The organism is Flavobacterium sp., from assembly GCF_027484705.1.
Classification (GTDB): Bacteria; Bacteroidota; Bacteroidia; order Flavobacteriales; family Flavobacteriaceae; genus Flavobacterium.
Genome location: NZ_JAIXSL010000015.1, coordinates 115527 through 136422, shown reverse-complemented (window position 1 = coordinate 136422; position 20896 = coordinate 115527). Strand labels below are relative to the sequence as shown.

Here is a 20896-nt window from a genome sequence, read left to right as displayed (position 1 = left end):
ATGAATTTATGAATATTGGCGTCGATGCCGCGGCGCTTGGTATGGCCAATGCCGTGACTGGATCTACGCATGACGTCAATTCCGGCTATTGGAATCCTGCGGGTTTGCTCGATATGGAAGAAGGCGGCCAGGTCGCTCTGATGCACGCGAGTTACTTTGCCAACATTGCGCAATACGATTATGCGGCTTATGCCAAACCCATTGATGATCGTAGCGCGTTCGGAATTTCGATGATCCGTTTTGGGGTCGATGACATTTTGAATACGACCGAACTCATCGACGATCAGGGCAACATCGATTACAACCGCATCAGCAAATTCTCGACAGCCGATTACGGATTTACGTTTTCTTACGCCAGAAGATTGCCTTTAGATGGATTACAATACGGCGTCAATGCCAAAGTAATCCGCCGTGTGATTGGAAAATTCGCAAATTCTTGGGGATTTGGTGTCGATGTTGGATTTAAATTCAAGAAAAAAAATTGGGACATTGGCTTGATGCTGCGCGACATCACTACGACTTACAACATCTGGAACATCGATGAGGACGAATATAAGAAAGTGCAAAATGCCGTTGCAGGTCAGAATCAGGATTTGCCAGAAAGCACTGAAATCACTTTGCCTAAAGCGCAATTCGGGATTTCACGCAAATTCGAATACGATTACGATTATACGTTTATGCCCGCCATCAACCTCAACATGGAATTCTACAAAACCAACGATATCATCGCTTCGGACTTCGTCAGCATCGCTCCGGCGGTAGGTTTTGAGTTCGGATATACGGATTTGGTTTTCCTGCGCACCGGTTTTGGGAATTTCCAGAATCTGACGCAAATAGACAATACCACCAAATTGAGTTTCCAGCCGAATGTAGGTTTGGGATTCAAATACAAAGGCATCCAGATTGATTATGCTCTGACCGATTTGGGCAACCAGAGTGCGGCTTTATACTCGAATATTTTTTCACTCAAAGTGGATTTGAGTATTTTCCAATAAGATGAAAAGTGCGCTGAATCCATTTTTGCTTGCGGTACTTTCGGGGCTTTTGCTCGCCTGCAGTTGGCCGACTTATGGTTCGCCATTGCTCATTTTCTTTGCTTTTATTCCGTTATTATTGGCCGAGAAACAACTTCGCGAATCTTATTATAAAGTGAAGTTGAAGGTTTGGGCTTGTGCCTACATTACTTTCGTAACCTGGAACGCGATCACAACCTGGTGGCTTTATTACGCTTCGGGATTCGGGATGTTTTTTGCCGTTTTGGTCAATGCGTTGCTGATGAGCGTTTTGTTCTTAATGTACCATATTGTAGCGAAAAGAATTGCCACAAAATGGAGTTTGTTTTTCCTGGTTTGTTTGTGGCTGAGTTTTGAAAAATTCCATTTGAATTGGGATTTCTCGTGGCCTTGGCTCAATTTAGGAAATGTATTCGCGAACAATCCAAAATGGATTCAATGGTATGAATATACAGGAGCTTTCGGCGGTTCACTATGGGTTCTGGCGACGAATGTTGTAGCCTTTTATGCCATCTCGAATGCTGAAAATGCGAAATCAGGAATCCTCAGGATTTTCCCGAAAGTTATATTGATGATTGCCGTGCCAATTGTGTTCTCTTTATGGATTTATAACATCTACGAAATCAAAGGCAAAACTAAAGAAGTCATTGTGCTGCAACCGAATGTCGATCCGTACACCGAAAAATACGACACGCCGAATTTCATCATCACCAAAGGGCTTTTAGAACAGGCCGATTCACTCGTGACGCCCAAAACGGAATTCATCATTGCGCCTGAAACTGTTTTGGCTGAAAGCGCTCCGTTTGATGCGTTTTACAATTCACCGAGCCGAGCCTTAATGACGAATTATATCGCAAAACATCCTAAAGTCCAACTATTGTGGGGCATTGACACGTATCATTTCATTTATGATCCGAAAGATGTAAGCCCGTCTTCGAATATTTTTCGCCCGGGCATGTGGGTTGATTTTTATAATGCTGCTTTGTTTATCAATGAACAGCCGGATTTCCAGAAATATTACAAATCGAAATTGGTAGTCGGCATTGAAAACCTTCCTTATAAAAGCATCCTCGAACCACTTTTAGGCAATGTGATGCTGGATCTTGGCGGCACAATTTCAACCAAAACCACACAAAAGGAACGCATTCCATTCATCGCAAACGACGGCACAAAAGTAGCTCCGATTATTTGTTATGAGTCGGTTTATGGGGAATATGTGAGCGGCTTCGTCAAAAACAACGCGCAGTTCTTAGCCATCATCACCAATGACGCCTGGTGGAATGAAACGCAAGGACACAAACAACACCTGACGTTTGCTTCCTTACGGGCCATAGAAACCCGACGTGATATTGCCAGAAGCGCCAACACCGGAATTTCTGCGTTCATCAATCAGAAAGGAGACATTGTTTCGAGAACGAAATACGGCGAGAAAACTGCTTTGAAAGGAACGGTGCACCTCAACTCCGACATGACTTTTTATGTCTTTAGCGGTGATTATATTGCTTATCTCGCTATCTTCTTTTTGAGTTTACTGACCGGTTATATCCTTGTTAAAAAAAGAAAAGTACTTGAAGTTTAGATAAATCTTAAAGTCTTACAGTCTAAAAATCTATGAAAACTATTGTCCTCTGTAGAATAAAACCGTGCTAAAGGTTTTCAGGACAATATTGATATCAAGGAAAATGCTGCGGTGCTTGATATAATACAAATCATATTGCAATTTGATCAGACTGTCGTCAATGGTTTCACCATAAGAATAATTGACCTGCGCCCATCCTGTAAGTCCGGGTTTTACGACATGGCGTGTTTCGTAGAAAGGCATGACTTCAGCAATTTCATTCACAAAGACAGGACGTTCCGGTCTGGGTCCGATAACCGCCATTTCGCCTTTGAGAATGTTTAAAAACTGTGGGAATTCATCAATTCTGGCTTTTCTTAAGAACTTTCCAAAAGCAGTAATCCTTGAATCATTGAGCGTCGTAAATACCGCACCGTTGGATTCCGCATTTTTAATCATCGTACGGAGTTTGAGTATTTTGAAAGGTATACCATTTTTTCCGATGCGTTCCTGCGTATAGAACAACGGGCCTCGATTGCCGATAAGATTCCCTAAGACGATTATGGGCAAAAGAACGATTCCTAAACCAAGCCCGAATAACGAAATAATGACTTCAACCAATCTGACAATCAACAGATACAGCTGATTCTGGTTGCTTCTGCTGAATGGGAAATACCTGTAAAAATCCCGCGCGACATATTGCACAGGAATCCTTTGAGTGATATTTTCATAAACCTGTGTGTATTCACGGATGATGAAACCGTTTTCTAACAAGTGGATGAGCTGGTTGTAAAGATTAACCGTGATTCCGTCTGTTTTCTGCGATGCAATCACCACTTCAGAAACCGAATGTTGTACTACGAAACGCTCAAGCTGATCGATATCGATATTCTTGACAAAATCTTTTTTCTTTTCGGGATTGCTGATTTGGTTGCTATCGGAATTGACATAACCGATGACTTTATAATGCGGATCTACATTTTCTAGTCCGAGAATCAGTTCTTCTGCCTGGTCTTTATCGCAAATCAGAATAACTTTTTTTTGGAAACGGCTTGAGGCTAGAAACTTTACATAGAATAAGCGCCACAACAATAACGCAACCAATATGGCCACATAAAAGAAGATAATCTGCATCCTGTTGGTGGGCAGGTTTGGTGTGTAGATTGGCGTCAGCAAATAAATCAGCACCGTCGATGAAGAAGTGAGTACGATACTTTTAACGACCTGAAACTGGTTGCTCGCGACCTGAAGGCTATACATCTCGAACACGGTTCCGATAATGTTGAGGTAAATTCCCAAAACAATCGTCCAGTAATAATTGGTTGTAGAGATGTTGAAGTAATGAAAATTGAAGATGATACCTACTAAATATAACGCCAACAATACGCTGAGCACATCGAAAATCCGCAACAGGATTTTTCGTTCAGAAATCTCAAAATGTATTTTACGGTTAGCGACCATTGAAGAATAAGTATCTGATTAAAGCGGTGCAATTTAGTGAAAAAATAGCAAATTACTCTTCATCGGGAACTACTTTGAGCAGTGATAAAGAATACATGAAAGCCGGTGCAGCCAATCGCATCGCAGCGTGGTTGATTGTCAGCAGCCAAAACGCTAAAAAGCAAACCAGGTAGATGTTATACTTATTGTCAATATATAAAATCAAAGGCGTCAGAAACAGGATGATGAGCCCCAAAATCCCTAAAGATCCGTGTTCGGCAATCATCCTTGTAATCTCGTTATGGGAAACGATAAGTTCGCCGGTACGTTGGTACCTTTGTTCCATATTCCTGCCTACGCCGATACCCAGTACCGGGTATTTCAGAAAGGTTTCGTACTCATCGGCCGCCAATTCCGTTCTACCTGAAAGTTTGTCTTCTTTGACCCTTCCGGCAGCATCCTGATTGGCATATCTCTTATTGATCATTCCGTTAGTCTGGTCGGAAGAATAATACCATGCCGCGGTGAAAGACGCCATAATGAATGCAATCATCAGCGTCATCCGCAACCTTTTGACTTGGCTCACAAAAAAGTAAGAGACGACAATCAGTGCTACAATCATCACAAAACCCGTGATCATACCCCCTCTTGAGAAAGTGATGAAACCTCGATAAGTGATATACATCGTAAGGAATAAATTAATCGCAAACAAGTATTTCGTATTCGATAGCAACAGCAATCTCGAGACGAATATGAACATTCCCAATCCCAACATCGTCGAAACCTGATTGGGTCCGAAACCACCCGAAGTCAGACCATTGGAATCGGTTCCGGTAATGATGTCACGGATGTTGGGCGTAAACAAAGTCAGGTAAACGATACAGCTGACGATTGGCAACCCGATGCATAATAAAATATTATTGATCTGTTCAATCGAGACTTTCCGGTTGTAGGTGTATATCGAGCAAACCCCAAGACATACTGGCCCGGAAACGTTGAACGAAATTTCCTTTCTCAAACTAATCGCGTAATTCAACTCGACGCAGGTAATGATGACACTCGGAATCAGCAGCAGCAAAAATATCCAGTAAGCCACCGCATTCTTTGAAATCCCGCTAAAATAAACACCGACCAGAACAAAAATCATCACCCCGAATTTCGAGAATTCGTATACGGGATTTCCGTCGGTCATTCGCAGCACAATCTCGCTCCCGACCATATAAGCCGTGGCATAAAGCACTTCATGGTTCCTGTTTTTGGAATTGATAATGTAAAGAATACCGCCAAAAATAATGCTGTAGCCATAGATTTTTGGAGTGTAGCCATTGTTGTACAGTAAAGCCCCGATGATTAAATGTAAGACAATTAAAAAGAGGTATTTTTTTTCAACATTCAGCATTGCAATTCTTTATTTATCCAATTAATATATTTTGAAATCACGGCTTTTTCCGAATGATTTTCGATGATGGTCTGGTGCAACGCATTACCAAATTGCTGTCTTAAACTTTCATCTTCAACAAGTTTGACCAGCGCTTCGAGAAACCCATCCGGATCATTCGAAGGTACTACAAAACCATTAATGCCATCGGAAATGATTTCGGGAATCTCCCCTACCTGAGTCGCGACAACCGCTTTTTGATGCAAACCATATTCGAGCAACGCGACTGGCAATCCTTCCGAGGACGAGGCAATCACGCCTATCGAAGCCTGGCTGATGATGTGGTCAATGTCTTCCTTGAGCCCGTAAAGGTAAAACGTTTCGGTCAACTTATTTTCGCCAATGGAAGCTTTTAACGCTTTGGAATAATCATCTTCGAGATCTTTTCCGACGCAGTGAAAACTCCATTGTGGATGGCGTTGTTTCAGTTTTATGGCAACATCAACCAACAATTGATGGTTTTTCGGATTCCTTAAATTCGCGAGATAAAGAATCCTTTTGGAATCGGAACCATGCAAGGTTGTGACTGCTTTCTCATTCGCATTTTTCATCGTAAAGTTCGGCAAATAAATCGTCTTGTCGCAATGCAATGCTGATTGACACCAGACTTCAAGTTCGTGGTTCACGACTATAATGCCGCAGAAAAACCTCGAACAGAATCTTAAAATACGATTGCTGATGGCTTTTTCTGAACTCCTAGCGCCCAAATGTTCGTGCCAGATAATGTTGATTTTCGGATGGACCATTTTTAATAAAAAAGCGGTAAAATAAGACGTTCCGTGCGCATGAATCCAATCGATTTTTTCTTTTTTGCAGAAAGCGCGCAACCGTAAAATGGCCTTCACATCGAAAGTCGATTGCTTGTCAAGGCAAAAATAACTGACTTTATCGTTGATGTGATTTTTTAGAGCACCTTCTTTTCTTGAAGCCACCAAAGCTGAAAATTCGATGGCATCGACAAGCGCGTTGGCATAATTGACCGCCATTCGTTCAGCGCCTCCGACCTGCAAAGAATCTATGAGTTGAAGTATTCTCATGATTGCAACAGGGTTTTAATTTCATTCTCAAACAAATCCAGTGTATATTTTCTAGACCAAACGATACTTTGTTGCACTTTATCAATATAAGCTGACGGGTTTTGAATTAGGCTTGAAACAGACGTAACATCTTCCTCGAATTGCATTGATAAAAGCACGCCTCTTTTGCCATAGTCGAGCATATTCGGCACACACGAAACCTTTGTGGCAATTGGCAAACATCCCCAAAACATTGCTTCGGCAACGACTTTAGGCCAACCCTCGCTTTCGGATGGCAGCAACAAAAAATGGGCTTCTTGATAAATTTTCTTCATCGCGTCTTGGGGAAAATTCCCTTTGAGAAAAACAGCCTTTTCCAATTGGTGGTCGTGAATGTATTGCTGCAATTCTTCCTTTTGATTGCCGTTTCCGTACATTGAAAATTCAATATTGGGATGCGATTTTAAAAGTTCTTCTACGAGTTTTATAGCATATAACGGGCGTTTCCCAGAAGTCAAGGTGCCAACATAAACGATTGAAATTTTATCGTCAAGGCTGCGCGGCTGCACCGGAATTTTATCCGCTTCGGTGTAAGTCGCTGTAAAAAAAGGCTTGATGTTGGGCGAACTTCCTTCCCATTCTCCGTAAACGAGCACCTGCATGTTTTTGGTCAGAAAGGTGTTGCTCAAAATCCATTGCTGGAGTTTGTAGCTCCAGGGTTGCTTCGAATTCGGATCCCAATTGCCGGCATATTTGGCAGTTTTTGGTTTTCCGGGAAAAAATATCTGGACAATACAGCCCATCAATCCTATATTTCCTGGACATCGCAAATGAATGTGTTCGGCCCAAGCCATCGCTTTGAACAGTTGGTAAAAATTAGAAAATGAATACTGGATTGCCTTTATAAAATTCGCAAAAGTCTTGATGTTGAATTCTTTGGCAAGAAATAATTTTGAAACCCGAAACGGAATGGGTGCAATCAGCAAACCATTATCGCTTTCCCAAATCGGACAGAAAAAAGCCATCTCGCCGGAATGTTTTTCCCATATCGCGAGTTCCTTCACATAAGGGCTATACGCTTGATAACAACCCTCTTTTTCAATAAAAGGCGCGGCAGAAATGACAACTATTTTCATCAGATATAGTCTTTTGATCCGTTTCGGGAAACCACTTGTGCGGGAACACCGACCACCGTTGCATGCGCGGGAACATCTGCATTCACTAAAGAACAGGCACCGATCAGCACATCATCGCCAACGGTTATTTTCCCTGCGACGACACTATTGGCCGCGATGTAAACGTTGTTTCCAATCACCGGAACGCCTCTTTTTTCGCCTTGACCAGAAACCCCAATCGTAACGTTTTGAGCCACGTTGCAATTGTCGCCAATCATCGTGTCCTGATTGAAGATAATACCTCCGAAATGCCCGATATAAAAGGAATGTCCGATTTTCGCTGAAGCCGGTATAGAAATTCCCGTGAGGATTTCAATGCCTTTTTGCCATAAAAAAAACAAACTCTTCAAAATGATTCGAAAAGGCTGTACCGTGATTTTTCGATACACAGCATGCGCCAAACGATACTGAAAAATGGCCCAGAAACCCTGCGTAAAAAACAGGATCACAAAAAAATTGGCGCCATACTTTCGGTATTTCCTATAGTCAGATCGGATGAGTTGGAATGTGGTCATAATCGTTTCGGCTTGCTCAAAAATAACGAAAACCAGCCTACCATCCTACCTGAAAATTCCGTAAAAGCTTCTTTTCTTTTACTAGTCGTCACTACATTAATCAATCGGATTCCGGCAAGTACTAAAGTAATGGCGTTCCATTTCAACTTTGCGGATATTGATGGCTTCGGATATTTCAAACGCCAGACATACCAGCCGTTCCTGACGACCATTTTGCCGTATTGGTATTGGTTCGGGCGACCTGACGGATTGTGATAATGAGATAACTGCGCTTTGGTCGTGATGACATTCTTACCAAACCTTTGCGCTTTGATACTGAAATCGGCGTCTTCATACAAGCCGTAACCTTCGAAATAAGTCGAAAAATCAATGTGATCGAAGATCGTTTTTTTGAATGAAAAAGACATTCCGATGAGTAAATCGACTTCGTAAATTTTATCGGTTAAAGGAAATCCACAGGTTTTTCCGTGTGAATATTCGGGCATTCTTCCCGGCGGTAAATGCGACTGCAACCCTAAATAATTCCTAACGACGTTACGCAATCCTTCAGGATAAACATAGCCTTCAAATTCGTAAAACCGTTTTGGATTGTAGGAAACCGAGGTGTCTTTTGGCTTCCAGAAATTTTCATTGATGGCACTTCCGCCGACGCCGACAATTTCAGAATCCGATTGAAAAGCATTTAGAATTTCCTCAAAATAATCAGGTTCCAGAACCGTATCGTCATCGAGAAAGCAAATAATTTCTGAGTCTTGTTGCACTTTTGAAACACCGAAATTTCTTTGTTTGGTCAATCCGCGTTGGCTTTGATCTACAAGGAAATAATGGAGATTTTGAAAAGCATTAGCCGTCAATAGGGTTTGGGTTTCCTTGTTCGTCGAACCGTCAACAATGACAATCTCGTTCGGATACACCGTTTGGTTCCTGACCGATTCCAGTAAATCGAGCAAGGGTTTTGGACGCATATAGGTGCAGACAACCAGGGAAAACTTCATAATGTTATTTTGTTCTTACGCCCAATTGCATCAATTTTTTAGCGTAAAATATCGACTTGTTGAACTGTATCTGTTTGTAAGGCATTCTGAGGATGCGGTACAAAAAAGTAAGTTTCGGACCATCCAGCAGGAAAGTAATAAAATACCGATGTCTGTATTCCGACAGTTGTTCGGAGCCGAAATGCTTGTGAAACTGATACATCAATGTCGGACTTGGCACCGGACGCACCCATTTCACAGGTGTATCGAGTTCCCAAGGTTGGGTTTTTCTTTTCTTGCCCATAATCCTGGCTTGCGTTCCCCAAAAACGGTAACCGCCACTGACAGGTTTCAAATGCAGATTCGTAGAAAACGGATTATGCAATACGCCGACGCCCAATTTCAAAAGCGCCAGACCGAAATCGCCGTCTTCTCCGTAACCGCCGTCGTAATTGATGTCGTTGCCTTCAAGCCTATCAACATATTCTTTTTTGACGCACGAATTGGCATTGCTGAACATTTGCGTGCTGCCGACAAACCAACGCTGGTGATCGACTTCTTTCAATTTTCGTTTCAAATCGTCTAAATCCTGTGTCGAATTATCGGCTTTGATGTCTAAACCATTGCAGGCTCCGGCATTGTAGGTTTGGATAATTCGAATATGGTTCTCAATAAAATCCGGTGGAATTCTAACATCGTCATCGCCAAAAACGATATAATCGCCCGTACACAAAACAATCGCTTCGTTTCTTGCGCGGCAGCTTCCTTTGGATTGTTGCCAAATCACGGTCAGTTCAAACGGAAATTCCTGTGATTGGTAGATCGATTCGTCGCGTTCACTTTCCGGCGTGGCATCGACGACAAACACTTGTGTCGGTTTGTAGTTCTGGTTCGCTAAATCTTTCAATAAATTCAAAGTGAAATCCTGACGGAACATCGTTGGAATAATGTAGCTCGCTGTTGGATTTCCCTGAATTTCCTTCAAAGGACGCGGCGGTAATAACGGACGGTTGGTTCGAAGTGAAAATTTATTCTTGGCATATTGGAACGCTTTCCATTCGCTAGGTTTCCAGAATCCCTTGCGGTAAAGCATGAATACCGAATGGTCGATCTTAAAGTTCTTGATGAAAAAAGTATAACGGTCGCGTGCGGAAATTGCAATCGGTTCCATCCTATTGGATTCGAAAAGACCTTTGACATATAAAGGCGTGACGCCCTGAAAACGCAAAGCACTGAACCCGAAATCCAAAGCTTGTGTTTGGATATTTTCAAAATCCGTATCGAATCCGCCCAAAGTTTCCCAAGCCGTTTTTCTGATTGCGAAATGGTTCGGATTGATGCGCCAACTCACACATTCGTCGAGATTGTCGAAATCACGCACATACCAAAACAGCACCGAACCCTGAATCGCGATCTCAGGAAACGCATTTTTATAGCCCTGCTCGAACGAACTATGCCAAATATCGCCATAGCCTGCTGCCAGAAGCTCTAATTTTTGGGTATTCAGGTTGCCGTTGTATAAGATAATTTCGCCGCCTGCGGTTTTGTATTCTTTTAAATTCATGGGGTCTTTCGTGGATTAAAATTACGCCGATTACTTTCAAGGTCATTCTCAACGTATACTTTTACTTGCGATGTATTTGTTCTAATTTTTAATGCGGAGCCAAATGTATAAATAATTCGCTTAAAAAGAAGCATTTATTAGGCAGATTATTGCGCTGAATACGCAGTATTTATCGCGGTTGAACCTTGTCATGTTATTTGGCATTGAATGCGTTACAAAAATGAACATTCCGAATCGGGTAAAAATAAAAAATGACGAAATGAATCCATTTCGTCATTGCTGTAATTTTTGTTTTTAAGCTTAGTTCCGACTCAAAATTTTCTTGTAAAAATCGATATTCTGCAGTACGATTTTTTCGATATCGAAATGTTCTTCAACCCTTTTTCTCGCGGCTTTCCCCATGGTTTCTGCCAAAGATTCATTTTGAAACAATTCCTGAATGCGTTGCGCATAAAGCTCATGGTTTTCAGGATGGACGAGATAACCGCTGACACCATCTTCAATTAGTTCCTGAGACCAGCCGATATCGCTGTTGATGACCGGTTTCTGAAGTGCCATCGATTCAATGGTGACCATGCCCAAAGTTTCGGCAAACGTCGGAAAGATGCAGACATGCGCTCTTTTGATGTGCTCTTTTACTTGTTGATAAGGCACTTTTCCCAAATAAGTGACGCTTTGTTCTTCATCGCCTTGAAAAAGCTGGCGCACCAATGCCCAAGTCGATTTTGTGCCGGTTTCGATATCATAAGAATCTCCACCAATCAAAACCAATTTCGCTTCCGGACATTGTTGTTGCAACAAATGAAAAATGCCTGGCAATTGCAACACGCCTTTTTTGCGGATAATAGTTCCTATGTATAGAATCAATCCTTTTTCGAATTGCTCCGGATGCGGGTTGTGGAAATTTTCAATCGCCAAACCGTAATGGATGGTTTTGATTTCCTTGCCTTGGATATTGAATATCTTTTTAGATAATTCGCCGGCAAAAGAAGTCGGCGCAATGAAAGCGTCAGCATGGCGGATCGCAAGTTTCTCAAACAGGAAATTCTTGAGTTTCTGCTTGCGTTTCTCGAGATGGCAAAAGTAAGCATCGCTGCCATGAAAACGGATGATCAGCGGAATGTTGAAATGCATAAAGGCCGTGATTCCTGTCCAGTCGGGCGCTTCGAGGATATCAATTGAAGTGGATTTTATTTTTTCCTTGACGAATTTTTCGATGTGTTTTCTGTGGCAATAGAATTTAAAAAACTTAGCATCGATATCGGCAATGCTGTAAATCGTGAGGTTTTCTTCCTGAATCTCAAAAGCTTTTTGCTGGCCATACACAAACACCGAAACATAGCAGTCTTTTCTTCTGATTTTTTCAACCAGAGTATAAACGCTTGTGCCCAAACCGCCGTCATCGCCGAAAGCTTCGTGCGGATAATGGGAAACGAGGTAAGCGATATGCAGTTGGTTTTTCATTTATTTTTTGATAAACAGCAATTTTTTGACGGTTCGCTTTAAGGAGATTTCTACTGTTTTGAGATAGCGTTTAAAACTAAAAGCAAAACCTGTATTACTGAATTGTCCGGCCGCAGTTTCGATAATTATTGTATTCGAATGCTGTAATGCGTTTGTGTTTTCTATGTAAATGTCTTTGCCGCTTTTATGTGAAGTATTCCCTTTGAAACTGAAAATCGTCGAAAACATTCCGAAATCCTGTTGTTGCAAGAATTCTTCATAATTGAGTTTTCTCGAAACCTTAAACACATTTGTAACTTGATTAATGATTGTATTGACCGGTGAATATGACTTTTTTAAAGCGCTGTAATACACTAAAACCGGCGGAACAAAATAGTCTTTTTTAAAGATATAAGCATACTTCAACGTTCTCGGGACTGTTGAACCTGATAAGATTTCAGCATCAAAATAATGCGAAAGATAACTACTTACAATTTCATGATTGGATTTAAAATCAAGATGAAAAGTGACTTCGTTCAAGTTAACTTTTTCATTTGACGCGTTATAGGAAATCCATCGTTCGGGGAAATAATCCTTGTCATCACATTCGAGCCGTTTCTGTCCATCGAAGTTTTGATGCGGACAAATCACTTTGCTATTTTGTTTTTCGCCAAGCCAAGCCGACCACCACGAAAACGTGGAATTCCCGATAATGAAATCATCACACAAAGAACCCAGACACAATTGTTCCATCGCATTCAGTCCGTCACCAAAATAAGCGTTATCCAAAAAAGAAAAGTGGAATTTACAATAGTCGATATCGTCGCTGAGTACAATCAAATTTCTGGAAGTCCAATCCGGAAAAAAACGCGCCAAAGCGTTCAAATAAAACTTTATGGAAAGTTGCAGATAATCGGGATGGTTCACAAAATCACCTCTTCGGATCGAAAGCAAAACCGTCTTTTTTTCAAAAGTTGCGGCGTATTTGGTTTTGATTTTAGCGACTAAATCTTCTTCAAACTCAAAATAATGTTTGGTTTTATCACTATCGAAATACTTTTCAGATTGCAGCCAGCCTACGAGGTCAAAATCGGTATCCTTTTTAAAATCCCAATGGTAGTGGTGGAAATGTTTTTCTGGAAGTGTAGTAATTTCGTTGGGTAATTCCGAAATCGGCGGTAATTTATTTTTGAAATACTGTTGGTATTGCCACGCTAAAAACCCATAATCTAATTCATTTTCAATCGCCAATCCGATGGTCGAAGCGATTTGAAACAACTGGTTTCCAAGATTTCCTTTTCGGCCAATTTTGCTGAATGTTATCATTAGAAAATCCTGTTAGATATAGCCTTTAGAGCCTTTATTGGAAATGATCGTGGCCAACGGAGCCGCAAGAACCGCTTCATTCGGCACATCAAAAGTAACAATCGCCTGCGTACCGACCAACACGTCGTCACCAATGGTAATTCCACCCAAGATTGTCGCGCCCGGGCCTATAAATACACGGTTTCCAATCTTCGGGATTCCGGTGTTTTTACCACGCACCAAAACACCGATGGTGACACCTTGCGATAAATTGCAATATTCGCCAATTTCCGTATCGCCATGAATCACAACGCCACCGTAATGCCCGATATACAAGCCTTTCCCAATTTTGGTGCGGTAAGAAATATCAAAACCGTATTTGACGTTCAGATGACGCAACCAAACAAAAAGAAAATAAAAGAACAAACGGTTTTTGCGGCGGTAATACTGGCAATAGCGAAAGACAATCGTGAATTTTAAGCCAGGAATGCTGTACATAAAATAACATCTGAGAAACAACAACAAAGTCAAAGGCTTGACGATTTGGTATCGCAGCAAGTCGTGTTTTAGAATGTCTCTTAACTCTGATTTTGTCATGTCGGGAACGAAAATTATTTTTTGAGCATTGATTTCAGTTTAACCACCACTTTTGCGTATTGTTTCGCACAATTCTTTTTGAACGCATAAGTCGGATCTTTAAAAATGATTGGCGCTATTTCAGTATTTTCAGTTTTCAACGCCTTGTCAAAAATCGCATTGATGCGTTTGGTGTGCTTGTCGTTGCTGCCATAAGAGCGCGCGTACCAAGTATGATAAAGCATTTTATTGCCTTGGTCATCAAAAACTAAATTGGTGATTGCATCGTCTTCAAACGGAACCGAAGCGTCGAGAAACAGGATTTTTTTATGTTGCCTTCTGAGCCAGAAATAAAAACAGTAATAAGGCTCAAAAAGACTTTCCTTGCTGTAATCTCCAGGCACTTGACTCAAATCATCTTTAAATTCATCCTTAACAATGAATTGGTGTTTGAGTACTTCATCTTCATTCCAGATTTGAGAAATCTCTTTGAAATTGATGATCGAAAAAAACGTATTGATCGCAAACGGATTCTGAACGCGATGCGGAATCACACCGCCGTCGCGAACGCCGCAAACGGTATATTGTTCTTGTTCCATGCGTTGGATAATCGGAAAAACCAAATCCGGATTGATGAACAAGACATCTTCATCGGCCATAATCAGCCAATCGATGTTTTGGTCTTTGAGTTTTTTGAACATATAGCAAACGCTGTCCATCGCGTGCATGCCGTTTCTTCCGTCGATCAGATATTTCTGGATGCCTTTCGGAAACAACGGTGCTGATTTTTGATACAAATCAAAATTGACCACGGTAGAAAGTATGGCTATGTTTTTAGTCATTTTTTGTGGATTGAGACTCGTTCATGATATTTTCAATCGAATCGACAATGCGTTTGGACGCGTCTTTCGCCGGATGTAAATTAATTTTTTCAAACCAAAGTTGTGCGTTTTCAATGGCTTCTTTCTTGGAATCGCCAAGCATTTTGAGAATCAAACCGCTAATTTCCTCCGATCCATTGATCCAGAAAACTGCTTTTGGGTTTGGCATCGATCGGAAATGCATGAAATTATAGACTTTCTCGGCGGACCAGTCTTGATATAATTCATTCTCGACATTGTAATTGAAATAAGCGCACGGTTTGCCAAACGCCACATAATCAAACACCATCGACGAACCTAAATTAAGCACTAATTCTGTGTTTGCAATCGTGTTCATCTGCAAAATCAAATCTTCTTTGGTCGGCAAAATTGTGTTCCATTGTTCTGCAATCTGCGTCCATTTTGGGGCGATTGGCGTGATGACATCTTTGTTTTTTTCAATCACTTCATCAAAACGGTTCGAGAAATCCACGGGGCAACAACGGAAAATGATTCCGAGATTTTGCCCATTCTGATTGAGGTTTCTGACAGCCGTCGCCGTGTCGTTCAAATAAACAGGATCATGCGGCGAGGAAACGATATCATCTCCAGAGAAACAAATGTATTTTTTATTAAAATCGAGGTTGTATTCTTTGTAAAAATCTTCTTTTGAAGATAAGAAATCAGCATCAAAATGTGGCTCAAACTGCGGCGTTCCGGTGACGATGATCTGTTCTTCTTTCACATGCGGATAATAATACACGAGTTCTTTTTTCATGTACTCGCTCCAGACGAAATAAAAATCAGGTTCTACAATTTTAGTCGCTTTGGGCAAATTATCCCACGAATAAATGACGGCTGCGGTCGGAATTCCTAAATCCTGTGCTGCGAGAATTGGCGCTACGGCTAACATCGTCCGTTGGTTCGTGCAAAAAACCATCGCAGGATTCTCTTTTTGCAACGTTTCCAAACTGTCGAAATAGAGTTTCGTCTTGCGTTCGTGCTGCGCAATTTTTGTCCTGATTTTCGCCAATCCTTTGTCGGAATTGTAACGCAAAATGAGTGCATTGGTATAGAGATTCTTTATAATTCGCTTCCAATCTTCATTCGAAAAAGGAAATTTGTACGAATTGTAAACTAAATCCTTCGAACGTTTGATGCTCAAAGCCAGTTCAATTCTGGTCTGCGCGACTTTTAGCATATTCGTCAGCGGATGCGCTTTGGCATTGCTAATTTTGATTTCCTTGAAGTCTAAGGCGGTTAAGTCAAACGGCGTATTGTTCCAGAAAACGATGTCCAAACCTCTTGCCTTGGCGGTTTTGTGAAAGTTCGTGAAAGCAAAATTCCTAAGTCCGACGCCATCAGGAAGCAGTATGAATAATTTATTGTTGCGCATTATCTTATTTTAGTGGCGTCAAATATCCTTTTTTTATCAGACATAAAAAACATTTCAAGGCGAATATAGCGCTTTGTTACAATTTAATGTGGACGATTTTCCAAGGCAACATCAAGTGTCCTTTAAATTGCGATCCGTCGATGATTCTCGTGGCGATGTTGTTTCCCGCGCTGGCTTTGTGCTCTTCGTAATGTTTCATGATCGCAGCGGCATCGAACTCGTCGTCGTAAATATTAATTTCTCCCAGATCACCGACGATTTTCTTAATATAATTTTCATCGTAGATGTTGACGTACATGAACGAAGCCGGTTCGCCATTGGCATCGAGTTCGTCGGACAACCCTTTTTTGGTGATCAACACTTCATTGCCTACGAGCATTCTGATGAACACATCGTTTTTGGTCACACGAATCAGTTCTTTAATCGCCTGATCGATATTTGGAATGTGGGGAATCGTGTTGCAGCAAATCGAAACTTCGTAGCTTTTATCTTCTACGGGAAGTTTGCGCACGTCGCCCAGCATAAATTGATAGTTCGGGTTTTCCTTAAAAATTTCTTTCGCATCGATAATGTGTTGCTCGGTGATATCAATCCCTAAATATTTGAAATCGTTCTTGAGTTGTTTCTCAAAACTCAGGATGAAATGTCCGGTTCCGCAACCCGCATCGAGAATCGAATGACAGCTTTTCGCTTCGTCATGCACCACTTTCGCAACCTGTTTGGCCGATTCCATTTCGCTTTTCAATCCTTTGGCGCGATCGGCGAGTTCTTTGTGATAGTAACTTCTGTCGGTCCAGTAATTCCAGTTTCCCATTATATTTTAAATTTTATTTTTTGAGTTGTTCTAAAAACTTTTGTGTAATAAATTCTTCGGTCATCGACATCGATTCAAACGTCGCTCCGGCTATGTGCGGCGTGATGATGACATTGTAATTTTGGTTCGCCAAAGCCATCATCGGATTCGAATTCCTGTTGTCGCTATCGAGTTCGTGCACAATCACATCAGTCGCCAAACCCGACAATTTTCCTTCTTTTAAAAGCATTGCCATGTCGTTTTCATTCCAAACGGCTCCCCTTGAAGTGTTGATGATGAATGGTGATTTTGTATTTTCAAACATTGATTTCTTGACAAAGTTGGTGTTTTCTTCGCTTAGTGGAATGTGAATCGTAATGATTTCGGCCCATTGAAACAGCGCTTCCGGAGTATCGAATTTGAGGTAATTTGACGCGATGGATTTGGTGTCGTAAAAACCCACTTCCATATCAAACGCTTCAGCAAAACGCGCGACCTGCTTTCCTACCCTGCCCAAACCTAAAATGCCTAATTTCTTGCCTTTGAGATTGTTTCCTTTGAAAGGATTGCGATCCCAACCGCCTTGTTTGACGTGCTGGAAAGCCGATGGAATTTTTCGCAGCAAAGTCAAAATCAATCCCCAGGTATGTTCCGCCGTGGATGGAATCGAACCTAAAAATTCGACTTCGTTTTTCAATGAAATCACTTTCCCGCCGCGGCTTTCAAAGTAATTGACATCGATATGATCCAAACCTGTCGTTGCGGTAAGAATGCATTTTAAATTTTTAGCATTGTCAATGATTTCACGATCCATCGCAAAACCCAAACGGATAAACAAAACTTCGCAATCGGCCGATTTCGACAACAATTCCTCGCGTGTTTGGATATTCCCAATCCTAACCTCGACTTGTTGCTTTAAATCCGCTATGGCTTTGGCACTGAAATGTTCAGCTTCGGTGATTAGTAATTTCATTGTTCCAGTCTTCATATAACAGCGTCGCGAGTTGAAAATCCCTTTGATTGTCAATGTTCACGAGCCAATTTGCATTCATAACATACGCTAGTTTGTGAGTTACCATAAACGATTGCTGCTCCAAAAACGCTTTAGTTCTCACAGCATAAAAGCAACCATTTCGGTAGTAGACGGGTTTTAAATCCTGCCTTCTAAGCGTTTCACCATTTTCAATTAGAGGAATCATTTGACCGCCATCGCCCAAATCATACATCCTCGCCGGATGCACGTCATCCATAGGAACGACGCTGATGACGCCATCGGTATCCGGATTTTTTTCGAGCAAATCGATGACCGCATCCAAATCAGCACTTGTTCTCAGAGGCGCCGTGGGTTGCAGCAAAACGATGTTGTCAAAATCCTCTTTTAAATAATCGTAAGTGAACGTTACTGCCGTGACTACATTACTATCGTCCTGAGCCAATGCAACTGGACGTTTGATGATTTCAACTGCATATTTCTGACAAGCCGCAATAATCGCATCGCCATCAGTAGAAACGACAATTTTAATATCTTTTTTAGAGCCCAAAGCACATTCTATCGCATGCGCAATCAACGGTTTGCCACCCAATAATTTGATGTTTTTTTGAGGAACGCCTTTCGAACCGCCGCGCGCAGGAATGATGACTAAAGTGCGCATTAGTAAGAAATGGTTTTGTGGAATTGTAAAGGCAAGTTGCTTAACAATGTTGCAATTTTTTCACCAGCATCGCCACCGCCATAAACTAAAGATTGTTTCCGTTCTTTATTTTGAAAAGCACTTTGGATGCCTTTGACGATTTCATTTTCATCATAAGAAACGTCAATCACATTGTTGCCTCGATCGCGTCGGTTTTGTCTTGAGCCGATATTGACTACGGGCACGCCAAGGAAAGAACATTCGCGAATGCCCACGCTCGAATTGCCGACCAGACAAGCCGAACCGTGCAGCAATTGCAGGAAATCATCGCCTTTCATATTCTTGAAAAAATGAACATTCTCTAATTTGTGTAATTCCCTGTAAGAACGGATTCCTGTTGAAGTTCCGTCTGCTCCGGCGTCAACGTTAGGCCAGAACCAAAGCGTCGGGAAATTGATTTGCTGAATCGCTCTCAAAGTCGCTTCAATGTGTTTTCTCGAATCGAGGTATTCGTTGGTTACGGGATGCTGCATGACAACCAGATAACCTTGATCTAATTTTGGTTTCGAACCTACGCCGCCGTACAGTTCATAAGGATCAAACAACGGTTTGTCGCTTTGTAAAACCTGCTGCGCAATATCAATCGACGGGCAACCCGTGTTAAAAACCATCTCAGGATTTTCACCCAATTGAATCACGCGTTGTTTGGCGTTTTCAGAAGCCACAAAATGATAATCGGCTAATTTGGTAATCGCGTGACGTACTTTTTCATCAATATTTCCGGTGACTTCGCCGCCTTGGATGTGCGCGAGCGGAATATTCATGTAAGAAGCCGCAATCGCCGTAGCCATCGTTTCAAATCGATCCGCAACGGTAACTACGATATCAGGTTTCAGATTGTCAAAAACGGTTGACAGTTCTAAAATTCCGATTCCTGTCGTTTTCGCGGCGGCTGTCAGGTTTTCACCTTCAAGCACGTTGAATACTTTGGCGGCAATTTCGAAACCGTCGTTTTCTATATAATTTACGGCACTTCCGTAACGCTCTAGCAAAGCTGAAGCAGCGATGATGAGCTGAAGTTCCAAATCCGGGTTTTGTTGTATCGCTTTGAGTACGGTTTTGACCCTGCTATACGAAGGCCTTGCCGTAATGACGACCGCTATTTTTCTTTTGATGTTCATGGCAAATCGTCTTCATTTAAAAAATCCCACTGGCTTTTGTCTTTTGATAATTTCTTGCCGATGACCGTTTGGTAATCGCGCGCCGGAATGCCGTAACCGGTTGGTTTTTTGTGTTCCAGATCTTCAAAAGTAATCGTGTGCCCTTCAGGTAAGTCTTTATTCACTGCTAAAGATTTTTCAAAAATGCTCTTTAAAGTGGTGAATGCTTCGGTGTTATTTTTATCTATCGGTTGCGATTGCGCTTCGAAAATGGCCGTCGCGCCTTCGACCAATTGTTTTGTTTCTTCGAGAGTTAAAGATGCGATCGCGTCCGGGCCGAACATTGCTCGGTCAAAAACCACATGGAATTCTAGGATTTCCGCGCCCAAAGCCACAGCTGCAATTCCGGTGGCGGTTTTAGCGGAATGGTCTGAAAAACCAACAGGAATATTGTAGCGTGCTTTAAGTTCGGGAATCAAATTCAATCCGTATTGGTGCGGAAGCGTCGGGTAAGCCGTTGTGCATTGCAAAATCGAAAAATCTGCTGCTTTACTTTTCAAATAATCAACGACTTGATCCAATTCTGAAAAACTGCTCATGCCTGACGAAATGATGATTGGTTTTTTGGTTTCAATAATTTTATCCAATAAAAGGAAATTCGAAACTTCTCCCGAACCGACTTTGTAAGCTTTCACATCGAGTTTTTCAAGCCAATCGACCGCAGCATTGCTGAACGGCGAACAGATGAAATCCAAACCCACTTCGTCGCAATGTTTTTTGATGCCTTGCCATTGCTCGAAAGTGAATTCCATGCGCTTCCAGTAATCGAAACGCGTGGCATCTTCATAAGAAAATTTGACCCTAAACGGTTCGTGGATGCTGCTTTCGGCTTCAGCAATATGCATCTGAAACTTGATCGCCTGCACGCCGGTTTTCGCCACAGCGTCGATGTAGGAATGCAAAATCCCCAGACTTCCGTCGTGCGCCTGCGCAATCTCAGCGATAAAATAAGGTTTGTCTCTCATGAAAGCTTTCAAAA

19 protein-coding genes are annotated in these 20896 nt (G+C 41.7%); 2 read left to right on the top strand and 17 right to left on the bottom strand.

Annotation, left to right across the window (positions count from 1 at the left end):
• Positions 1 to 8: 8 nt before the first annotated feature.
• Both Q0058_RS08470 and lnt read left to right on the top strand, forming a co-directional pair.
• A complete protein-coding gene (locus Q0058_RS08470; RefSeq protein ID WP_298222916.1) occupies positions 9 to 995 on the top strand; it encodes a PorV/PorQ family protein in 987 nt (328 codons plus the stop codon).
• 1 nt (position 996) lies between these two features.
• Positions 997 to 2592, top strand: coding sequence for an apolipoprotein N-acyltransferase (lnt, locus tag Q0058_RS08465; RefSeq protein WP_298222860.1), 1596 nt, complete (start codon positions 997 to 999; stop codon positions 2590 to 2592).
• A gap of 39 nt (positions 2593 to 2631) precedes the next feature.
• Here lnt and Q0058_RS08460 read toward each other — a convergent pair whose 3' ends face one another.
• From Q0058_RS08460 to Q0058_RS08380, 17 genes are all read right to left on the bottom strand, one after another.
• Complete coding sequence (locus tag Q0058_RS08460) at positions 2632 to 4032, bottom strand: exopolysaccharide biosynthesis polyprenyl glycosylphosphotransferase (protein ID WP_298222858.1); 1401 nt, start codon at positions 4030 to 4032, stop codon at positions 2632 to 2634.
• Between the two features lie 52 nt (positions 4033 to 4084).
• On the bottom strand, positions 4085 to 5410 hold the full coding sequence (locus Q0058_RS08455) for an O-antigen ligase family protein (RefSeq protein ID WP_298222856.1): 1326 nt from the start codon (positions 5408 to 5410) through the stop codon (positions 4085 to 4087).
• Positions 5404 to 6486 carry a glycosyltransferase family 4 protein gene (locus Q0058_RS08450; protein ID WP_298222855.1) on the bottom strand — a complete coding sequence of 361 codons (1083 nt, stop codon included), beginning with the start codon at positions 6484 to 6486 and terminating at the stop codon, positions 5404 to 5406. The genes Q0058_RS08455 and Q0058_RS08450 overlap by 7 nt, the downstream gene beginning before the upstream one ends.
• Positions 6483 to 7601: a glycosyltransferase gene (locus Q0058_RS08445; RefSeq protein WP_298222853.1), complete on the bottom strand. Its 1119-nt coding sequence runs from the start codon at positions 7599 to 7601 to the stop codon at positions 6483 to 6485. Before Q0058_RS08445 ends, Q0058_RS08450 begins: the two co-directional genes overlap by 4 nt.
• Positions 7601 to 8155 (bottom strand): serine acetyltransferase, encoded by a 555-nt coding sequence (locus tag Q0058_RS08440; RefSeq protein ID WP_298222850.1) that lies wholly within the window; start codon positions 8153 to 8155, stop codon positions 7601 to 7603. Before Q0058_RS08440 ends, Q0058_RS08445 begins: the two co-directional genes overlap by 1 nt.
• Positions 8152 to 9150, bottom strand: coding sequence for a glycosyltransferase family 2 protein (locus Q0058_RS08435; RefSeq protein ID WP_298222848.1), 999 nt, complete (start codon positions 9148 to 9150; stop codon positions 8152 to 8154). Before Q0058_RS08435 ends, Q0058_RS08440 begins: the two co-directional genes overlap by 4 nt.
• Before the next feature lie 4 nt (positions 9151 to 9154).
• Complete coding sequence (locus Q0058_RS08430; RefSeq protein WP_298222846.1) at positions 9155 to 10693, bottom strand: glycosyltransferase family A protein; 1539 nt, start codon at positions 10691 to 10693, stop codon at positions 9155 to 9157.
• Between the two features lie 300 nt (positions 10694 to 10993).
• On the bottom strand, positions 10994 to 12157 hold the full coding sequence (locus Q0058_RS08425; RefSeq protein WP_298222844.1) for a glycosyltransferase family 4 protein: 1164 nt from the start codon (positions 12155 to 12157) through the stop codon (positions 10994 to 10996).
• Positions 12158 to 13462: an alpha-1,2-fucosyltransferase gene (locus Q0058_RS08420; RefSeq protein WP_298222842.1), complete on the bottom strand. Its 1305-nt coding sequence runs from the start codon at positions 13460 to 13462 to the stop codon at positions 12158 to 12160.
• Positions 13463 to 13474: 12 nt separating this feature from the next.
• Positions 13475 to 14038, bottom strand: a complete 564-nt coding sequence (locus Q0058_RS08415) for a serine O-acetyltransferase (RefSeq protein ID WP_298222840.1) — start codon at positions 14036 to 14038, stop codon at positions 13475 to 13477.
• 14 nt (positions 14039 to 14052) lie between these two features.
• On the bottom strand, positions 14053 to 14859 hold the full coding sequence (locus Q0058_RS08410) for a hypothetical protein (protein WP_298222838.1): 807 nt from the start codon (positions 14857 to 14859) through the stop codon (positions 14053 to 14055).
• Complete coding sequence (locus tag Q0058_RS08405) at positions 14852 to 16273, bottom strand: UDP-glycosyltransferase (protein ID WP_298222836.1); 1422 nt, start codon at positions 16271 to 16273, stop codon at positions 14852 to 14854. Before Q0058_RS08405 ends, Q0058_RS08410 begins: the two co-directional genes overlap by 8 nt.
• Before the next feature lie 76 nt (positions 16274 to 16349).
• Positions 16350 to 17087, bottom strand: a complete 738-nt coding sequence (locus tag Q0058_RS08400; protein ID WP_298222834.1) for a class I SAM-dependent methyltransferase — start codon at positions 17085 to 17087, stop codon at positions 16350 to 16352.
• A gap of 13 nt (positions 17088 to 17100) precedes the next feature.
• Positions 17101 to 18039 carry an NAD(P)-dependent oxidoreductase gene (locus Q0058_RS08395; protein WP_298222832.1) on the bottom strand — a complete coding sequence of 313 codons (939 nt, stop codon included), beginning with the start codon at positions 18037 to 18039 and terminating at the stop codon, positions 17101 to 17103.
• Complete coding sequence (locus Q0058_RS08390; protein ID WP_298222829.1) at positions 18014 to 18718, bottom strand: acylneuraminate cytidylyltransferase family protein; 705 nt, start codon at positions 18716 to 18718, stop codon at positions 18014 to 18016. The genes Q0058_RS08395 and Q0058_RS08390 overlap by 26 nt, the downstream gene beginning before the upstream one ends.
• Positions 18718 to 19878: a UDP-N-acetylglucosamine 2-epimerase gene (gene neuC, locus Q0058_RS08385; RefSeq protein WP_298222827.1), complete on the bottom strand. Its 1161-nt coding sequence runs from the start codon at positions 19876 to 19878 to the stop codon at positions 18718 to 18720. The genes Q0058_RS08390 and neuC overlap by 1 nt, the downstream gene beginning before the upstream one ends.
• On the bottom strand, positions 19875 to 20882 hold the full coding sequence (locus tag Q0058_RS08380) for an N-acetylneuraminate synthase family protein (protein ID WP_298222825.1): 1008 nt from the start codon (positions 20880 to 20882) through the stop codon (positions 19875 to 19877). Before Q0058_RS08380 ends, neuC begins: the two co-directional genes overlap by 4 nt.
• Between the last annotated feature and the right edge of the window lie 14 nt (positions 20883 to 20896).